This window comes from Kitasatospora sp. NPDC007106, from assembly GCF_040634455.1.
GTDB classification, from domain to species: domain Bacteria; phylum Actinomycetota; class Actinomycetes; order Streptomycetales; family Streptomycetaceae; genus Kitasatospora; species Kitasatospora arboriphila.
In genome coordinates this window covers 1-1,442 of sequence record NZ_JBEYFP010001209.1, presented here as the reverse complement: position 1 = coordinate 1,442, position 1,442 = coordinate 1, and the positions used below count along the sequence as shown (strand labels likewise).

Here is a 1,442-nt window from a genome sequence, read left to right as displayed (position 1 = left end):
CCCAGGTGTCCAGCGCCGCGAGCCGGCCGGGGAAGATCCGCCCGGCCTCGCGGATCAGCAGCGGCGCCAGTTCGGCGCCGTCCGCCCGCAGGCCGGTGATCAGTGCGGGCAGCCACGGCAGCAGCACCGTGTCCGGCAGCTGCCCGAACGCCCGGGAGACCGCCTCGACCACGAAGTCGGCCAGGCCCGGCACCGGCTCCAGCGCCTGCACGAATCCGCTCAGGTAGCGCGGATAGGCGGGCAGCGCCAACGGGTTGGCCAGCAGGTCCGCGCAGCGCTCGCGCAGCTCCGCCCGGGAGAGCCGGCCGAGCTGCAGCTGGGCGGCCCACAGCAGCGCCACCCGGGACGGCTCCTCGGGGTGGGACTGGGCCACCGCCAGCTCCAGCTGCGTCCGGTCGCAGCCCAGTGACAGCGCGAGGCCCTCCATGCCGAACAGGAAGCCCAGCGTCGCGGCGACCTGGCGGACCGTCGCGTCCTCGTCGGTGAACGCCGTCGGCAGCAGGGTGCAGTAGTGCGCGTACCCCGTCCGGACGAAGGACTCGATCCAGCCGGGCAGCGCCGGCTCGCTCGTCCGGTAGTGGGCCAGCAGCCGCCGGACCCGGCGCAGCACCTCCGGTGCGCCGTCCACGCTCCGCTCGGTGGCCAGCACCTCCAGGGCGTGCCGGCCGAGTTCGTCGGCGAGCCGGCGGCTGCCGAGGTAGAGGACGGCGTCCTCGACGGCGCCCAGCACGTCCGCGGTGGTGGCCTGCGGCCCGTAGGCCTTGCGCCGCAGCCGCTGCTCCAGCACCTGTTCGATGCTGACGCCCTCGTAGCCGAGCTCGATCAGGGCGCGCTGGTGGGTGCCGAGGGCCAGGTCCCAGGACTCCTGGAGGGACCGCTCGCCGAACGTGCGCTCACCCATGATCGGCCGTGCGGCGCCGTGCGGCAGCAGGTACCGCAGCCGCCACAGCACGTCGGAGCAGGCGTTCAGCTCCGGCCGGGAGGCGAGGTCCAGCAGCGCCCGCTGCACCCCGCGCTGCTCCAGCCGCAGCCCGAGCGGGGCGAGCCGGTCGTGCACGTCGCGGGCGAGCGGCGGCAGCGCGTCGTAGCCGACCCGGCCGATCCGGTCGCCGCCCATCATGATCTCGACCAGCCGGCGGACGTCGCGCCGGCCCGGCACGGTGTCCTTCTCGATGCAGGTGACCGCGGCGTCCTGGAAGTCGTACGGGGTCGGCCGCGCCCGGTCGCGCATCCCGGCCAGCAGCACCGAGGTCTGGAAGACCGCGATGGCGTCGGCGGTCGAGGCCAGGTAGCCGTTGCGGCGGGCCGCGCGCACGACGTCGACGGACCAGCCGAGCAGTTCGGCCTCGTCCAGGGTGTCGAGCACCGGCGGCCGCTGCAGGAAGCCGGACAGCCGGTCGGAGGGCGCGGGGCCGGCGGTCGGCACGGGCGCCGCGGCGGCC

1 protein-coding gene is annotated in these 1,442 nt (G+C 75.7%); it reads right to left on the bottom strand.

From position 1 onward, the window contains the following. Positions 1 to 1,442: DUF5682 family protein (locus ABZ641_RS37210; protein WP_359988999.1), on the bottom strand; the 1,442-nt coding region annotated here is incomplete at both ends.